The 6,412-nt window shown below is 36.8% G+C and carries 6 protein-coding genes and 4 pseudogenes; all 10 read right to left on the bottom strand.

Annotated elements, in window-relative coordinates:
• Positions 1–1,796: pseudogene (locus tag ACFIKE_RS07760) on the bottom strand (hypothetical protein); the annotation flags it as partial.
• 448 nt (positions 1,797–2,244) lie between these two features.
• Positions 2,245–2,499 (bottom strand): annotated as a pseudogene (locus ACFIKE_RS12265) (YadA-like family protein); the annotation flags it as partial.
• A gap of 141 nt (positions 2,500–2,640) precedes the next feature.
• A pseudogene (locus tag ACFIKE_RS07750) lies at positions 2,641–3,099 on the bottom strand (YadA-like family protein); the annotation flags it as partial.
• Positions 3,087–3,377: a hypothetical protein gene (locus ACFIKE_RS07745; RefSeq protein WP_375649065.1), complete on the bottom strand. Its 291-nt coding sequence runs from the start codon at positions 3,375–3,377 to the stop codon at positions 3,087–3,089. The pseudogene ACFIKE_RS07750 and the gene ACFIKE_RS07745, both read right to left, overlap by 13 nt.
• A 306-nt stretch (positions 3,378–3,683) precedes the next feature.
• On the bottom strand, positions 3,684–4,142 hold the full coding sequence (locus ACFIKE_RS07740; protein ID WP_375649063.1) for a hypothetical protein: 459 nt from the start codon (positions 4,140–4,142) through the stop codon (positions 3,684–3,686).
• A pseudogene (locus ACFIKE_RS07735) lies at positions 4,099–4,188 on the bottom strand (hypothetical protein); the annotation flags it as partial. The pseudogene ACFIKE_RS07735 and the gene ACFIKE_RS07740, both read right to left, overlap by 44 nt.
• A 145-nt stretch (positions 4,189–4,333) precedes the next feature.
• Complete coding sequence (locus ACFIKE_RS07730) at positions 4,334–4,606, bottom strand: hypothetical protein (protein WP_375649060.1); 273 nt, start codon at positions 4,604–4,606, stop codon at positions 4,334–4,336.
• Positions 4,603–5,370, bottom strand: coding sequence for a hypothetical protein (locus ACFIKE_RS07725; RefSeq protein WP_375649058.1), 768 nt, complete (start codon positions 5,368–5,370; stop codon positions 4,603–4,605). The genes ACFIKE_RS07730 and ACFIKE_RS07725 overlap by 4 nt, the downstream gene beginning before the upstream one ends.
• A 61-nt stretch (positions 5,371–5,431) precedes the next feature.
• The gene (locus ACFIKE_RS07720; protein ID WP_375627466.1) at positions 5,432–5,575 is read right to left on the bottom strand and encodes a hypothetical protein; all 144 of its coding nucleotides are present in this window, start codon (positions 5,573–5,575) and stop codon (positions 5,432–5,434) included.
• A 603-nt stretch (positions 5,576–6,178) separates the two neighbouring features.
• Positions 6,179–6,412 (bottom strand): YadA-like family protein (locus ACFIKE_RS07715; RefSeq protein WP_375649056.1); only part of this gene is annotated, 234 nt, incomplete at its 5' end.

Genomic DNA, 6,412 nt, shown 5'->3' with positions numbered 1-6,412 from the left:
AAAGTCACACTATTATAATTAATGGTACCATCTGCATTTTTATCATAAAGAACTGCAAAGCTATTTGCTTCTTTAATGACCTTAATACTGTCCGTGATATCTGCAATTTCACCATCAAGTTGTTTTTTATTAACAGCTTCATCATCATTAACTGCTTCTTTCACACCGGAAATTGTACGAGCATCACCGGACTTGTTTGCAACATTAATCTCTGCGCCTTCTATATTCTTACCGATAGTAATACGATTTGTCTCTTCTTCTCGCTTAACAAGGCTATTGCTTTTTATGGTGTCAACAACATCTGCAATCTGACCATCGAGCTGTTGTTTATTAACAGCGTCATTATTGTTTACAGCAGCCCTTACACCGGAAATTATCCTATCTTCACCCGATTTATTTGCAATATTGATTTCAGAACCACCTGTTGCCATACCAATGGTGATACGACCTTCTTCTCCATCATCTTGCTTAACAAAACTATTTTCTGCTATTTGATTTTTTATCTCTTGTAGCTGCGCAAAATTCACTGCATCATCAGCTTCTTTCCCAGCTGCTACTCCTGTAATCTTTTGTTCGCCAGCATCAATACCATCCACAGTTATTTTAGCCCCACCAGCAAACAGAAAGCCATCACTACTCATAGAGGCGTTCCCTGCAGTGACACTTGCCACTGTAATATTCTTAGCTAGATCAAATGTCACATTATTGTCTTCCTCACCTTTTGTAATCGTAAGGTTGTCACTTGCAGCTGACAAATCTACGGTATCTTTTATACCAACGGCTTTAGCATCTTTACCCCCAACAGATAGTGTCCAACCTTGATCTACGTATTTTTGTAATGATTTTAACTGCCCAACATTCACAGCATCAGTATCATAACTACCAGCTGCCACCCCTTCAAGCTGGCGCGTCATTTTATTGCGATAATTACCGATAGTTGCTGGACCCGCATTACTTTTCCATATCTCATCCTGTAGCATTGAGTTGCTTTTAGTGAAAGGATCGAAACCGGGAGCACCCAGAGCCGTAACAGTCCCAGAACCGTCCCCAAGAATAACATTTCCATACGCCCGCGTTTCAGGCCCAAACCCTACAGCAACAGTATAGCTATTATCCACCTGCGCACCATAACCAACAGCAACCTCATCGGGAGCATTGACTATTATTTTGGCGCCAAGAGCAGTAATATCACTATCCTTATGGAGTTTTTCGGCCTTTGTTATATCATTACCAAATATGACACTAGTACCCTGTACGTCACGTTGCATATCTGTATCGCGCTGCATTCTAGCCATAGAGTCATTGCGCGAAGGATTCAATGCATCAATAATCGCTGTATTCTCACCATCCTGTGAACTGATGATCAATTTTTTATATTGCCCGCCTGTATCTAATGTTCTTTCCAATGAGTTTTTGTCATCTGCCCTCAAAACATTCACAATAGGATCATCATTACTTATACCAGAAAGGGTTTTGGTTAAAAAATTTGCATCGTCATCAGAAGCGTCAACTTTTGGCATCATTGCCACATTCAATGCTGTTAAATAATTTTCCTTATCACCATCATAGTAATCATACGCAGAGATAATGCTTTGCGGATAAACCACAGCGGCATTCTTCATACTTTCAAGAGATGCTTTTGTTAAATCGAGATTTGCTGAAAAAACAGGAGAAGCATTCGATAAAAACAATGCCACCGCAGTTCCCAACGAAGCTACTTTAAACAATGATGATCGATGATGTGAACGAGAAAACCTCAAATCACGCAGATTTTGTGTAGTATATAATTTTTTCATAAAAACCCCCTTCATAATAATAGATTAAAAACACAAAAAAGGTATGCTCTAGAACTCTAAAGCTTTCTTATTTCCCTTGTGTGTTCCTGCTTTTACAGCGTGTTTTAGGACATAAATAAAATTAAGACATAAACTGTTGTTTCTACAGCGTCTTTAGAGGGTAGTTAGAGGCAAGTTCGTGAAAGTCAATTTAAGGAAGGTAAAAAAATACTTAATATTAGAATTAACTTCGCTTTTTCTACCAAAGGTTGTGCGTTGTTTTTAGCTTTGACCTCTTTGAAAGAGATATAATTTTTGTACCTATTGATCATCCGTTTAGGCATCAGTTTATTTTTCGTGAATAAGATTTTTTACTTCATTAGAGGATTTATGAAAGCTTTTTACTAAAATGCCCCCGCTTTGATGAGGCAAGGGCAAAGAGCATATTTAAGAAAAGTTTTTTGCTTATCTAGTTCAGTATTAAATTAAGCCCAATACCTACACCCCAATGACCACCAGAACTCGTTGCGGAGAGATTGGAGCAGATTTTTCCATCTTCTGACATATAACCAGCTCCGATAGCAAAGACGGATGGACTACACCAATGCATCCGTACCAAATGAAACGCTTAAAGACCAAGGGTATCTTCATAACTTAAATTCGATACTGCTAAACCAACGGAGGCCGTCTGTCTTACTTCTTTCTGAACTGTCTTAATATCATAAAATATTGTAACTCATGTTAATTGCTGCTTATGTTCACCGTAACGGTACCTCATGCGCGCGCCTACTATACTCTCCCATCTCTCATTAAGAGCAATAAAAACAAAATGTTAGCAAAGTTAATGGTTAGGATTTGTTTATTGTCAATTCAGTGTTACCCTAAACCCTGCGCCTATCCAAAAATGATCTCCAGCACTCGTTGCAGATATGTTAGAGCGAACTCTTCCACTTTCAGACATATAACCAGCGCCAATAGCAAATGCGGATTGACTGCGCCATAAACCACCACCAAATGATAGACTGATTTTTCCAGGAGTATCATCATAACTTAAATTAGACACTGCTAAACCTATCGCTGCTGCTTGTCTTGCCTCTTTCCGAACATCCTCAACAGTATAACTTAACGTTGCAAACTTCATATCCGTATACGAATTAGCCTCACTAACTCCATCTTTTACAAGATGAGAAACTTGCTCATCCGTATACTTATTGGCATCTTCAAGAACCGTCTTCATCTGCTGTTCTGTGTAATCATATAACTGATCACCGTTTACTGCTTCTTTCGAGCCTTCTTCTACCTTTCCACCCTCTACATTGATAATCTTACTCGCCTTCTTATTCTTATCAACGCCACGACCTGCATTAAATGCATTAGCAATATCGTTATAGCTTTTTTTTCGTCTTTTCCATGCCGAGCCACAAATGCCCCTGCTCCATTACTCCATAACAAAGCATTTTTCTCGATGTTGCCAGAAATTTCATTATGAAGCTTCGCGAAAACACTATTTATGCCAGCAAAAGCTGCTGCAATATTATCATAGCTGTTCTCTTCAAAGGTTCTATAGCTTGAAATTTGGTGCTGTCCATTCTTCATTCTCATATCTAGCACCACCGCCAAAATATTTTGCAAGCGTTTGATTTAGTGAATAAAGTTTTCCACCCCGTCACAGAATCCGTGGAACTCTTTGTAATAACTTCTGCCGAAAGGAATGTGATCTTGCTGTTTTCTTGCTTCTCTCCATGTTTTGCAACAAAATCTTGATCCTTTGTGCTCCATGACAAAGAATCCTGCACACCCCCTCAGAGACTCCTTTAATACGATTATTTATATTCTTGATATTGTGATCAAAACCTGTAAAATAAGTTAGAGTAGCTATATGATTTCCCTATTACCGCACCTTTTTCATCAATCTGATGATAATTTATAAGTGGGAGCTGTAAAAATACCGTCGCTAAAAGATGCTCCACTACCTAAAGATTTCGCAACTTTATCACCCAATGAATAAAGCTGACCGCCATTGACAACATCGGTGGAATTTTTCGTAATTTTATTTGCTACAGTATGAAGTGCAGCGGGAGCTGTAGTTTTTCCAAAAGTCACACCTTCATAATTAATAGTGCCATTTTCATTATTTTCTTTATCATAATAAACAACAGCAGAATCATTAGCAAGTTTCTCTAAACTTTCTTCAAGCTGTTTTTTTACTAACAGCATCATTGATGCTTTATCTCTCTTTGCTTTCTTAAAACCAGAAATTATCCGTAATTTATCACTTTTATTCGCAATATCAATTTTATCACCATCTATATCCTTACCAATGTTAATGTGTTTCGTTGCTGTTTCCTGTTTTACAAAAATACTCACTGCTACTTATTTTTTTTACTTCCTTCAGTTGTGAAAAATTCACTGCATCAGTATTGCGAGTTCCTTCTGCAACATTTGTTACTTTTTACTTACCGCATTAATACTACCGGTAGTTATTTGCGGGACATCAATAATTACTAAGCCTATTGCATCTACTTTTGTTTTCTCTCCTAATGTTATGCTTTTCAATACTATGTCATTAGCCAAACCAAATATGAGCTTATTTTCATCGTCCTTATCTCTTTTAACCTTGAGATTACTTCCTCCGAATGAAAATTTATTGTACTATCTGGCACCAAAATCTTTAGCTGTCTCACCAGCAATAGACAGTTTCCAACCTTTTTTCTTACGACTTCTTCTAAATCCTGCAACTGTCTAAGGTTCACTGCATCGGCAGGTTTGCTACCAGCTGCTACGCCTATAATTTGTCGCGTTATGTTCTTACTAAGAATACCAATATTCACTTCACCTTTCGTACTTTTCTATTGAGATTCGGTGTTTTTAGCCGGTCCTTGCAGAAGAGACATATACCCAAAAACGCCAGCAGCCCTACCAGGCACAGAGTTGTTCCCGATAGCAACACCCCATCAACCGTCACGTTAGAATAGGAACCTATAAAATAGCTTCTTGAGAAAATGCATATGCACCCAAGAGCAATCGAACCATACCCTAGGGCTTTAGAAACGGCTCCTACAGCTATTGAATAATCACTCTTCGCAGTTGTATAATTATTATCTCCATATTTGCTCTTCTTATTATATTCACCACCTATTGCGACACTGCTTTTCCCCAAAGCGTGAGCCATATTGCCTACAGTAACGCTCCATTCTTTTTCCCCTTGCGTTCCACTACCTAAAGCAATACTTGTGTTTGGAGTACGTTGCATACCTGTAAATCGTTGCATTCTTGTAATGAAATCATGTCGCAAGGTGTCAGATCCATCGATAATCCTTGCATCTTCGTTGTTTTCAGAACTCATTGTAATTGTAGAGTTATTGTTCATAACCAATTGCGAATCGGTAAGAAATCTCTCACTAAAACCATCCTTACTCTTAATAGAAAGCGTATTGACGAGAAAATTGATATAGCCACTATAATCTGTAGAATCATCCACTATTGGTGCCATTGCTGCTGTATTAAGTGCTGTTAAATAACTTGCTTTTAATAAATCAAAACCTTTTGAGAGAGCCCCAATGCTGTTAGAGTTAGCATACACAGAAAGGAGCATTTTTCCTTGAGAATAGCTCTTTGTTGCTTTTTCCATGGCTTGAAGCAGCTGTTCTATTATATCAATTTTTCGCCAAAACAGGAATAGCATTCGATAAAAAAACAACTATCACAACTCCCAATGAAAACGTTGCTACAAACAACCGATAAAATAAACGCTGAAAACTTGAGCTATTTCCCTTGAATATGATCAATAATTTTTTCATAACAAACCCTTAACAAAAAACCATGTCTAAAACATAAAAAGACATATTTTGAATTGTAAGAATTTGCACTATTTGCTTTTCATACTCGTAATTAGATTAAAACAATTTGGAGAAATTAAACTTTTACTATGAAGCTACAAAAAAGGAAACTGATTAAAAAAACATAATATTTTGAATTATTCTATTCTTAAGATAATTTGTCATTTAAAAAACAAGACTTTCAATGAAAAGTTATAACGATATCAAAATAAAGCATACGTTTAAAACTATACGCAAATAAAAGCTAAAACTGTCTTCTTTTAATAAAGGGTATATTCGTATTTACATTGCTTGAAGCATTTTAATAAATCAAAATAATAGGATAGAGCAATAAGATTATTACCTAATTATCAAAGAAAAATAGCAATCAATTTTTTGAATCTTTACCACTAAGGTCTTTTATTCTCAACAAAATTTGTAATAAGCTTTTTATATTCGGATTTTATATAATTACGAGAGTTTTTACATTTAGAATAGCTTTAGAGAACTCTGGAAGAAGGTAAAAAATTTGCCCTTTTCTTAAATAAGAAAAAGGCAATTCAATTTTATGGATTTAATCGTTTATTAGTTGAGTATCACATTAACCCCTGCACTTATACCCCAGTGCCCTCCAGAAGTGGTAATTGACAAGTTGGAACCAATATCACCGTTCTCTGAAGTATAACCTGCACCAAAAGCAAAAGCAGATTGACTGCGCCACAAACCACTCCCAAATGCGATTGTTAATTTTCCAGGAATATCACTATAGCGTAAACCAGCTACCGCTAAACCAACAGCTGCTGCTTGTCTTGCCTCTTT

This window comes from Bartonella sp. MU70NMGDW, assembly GCF_042194085.1.
Classification (GTDB): Bacteria; Pseudomonadota; Alphaproteobacteria; order Rhizobiales; family Rhizobiaceae; genus Bartonella; species Bartonella grahamii.
Note: the sequence above shows the minus strand (reverse complement) of the source record. Positions and strands in the feature narration are given on the sequence as shown.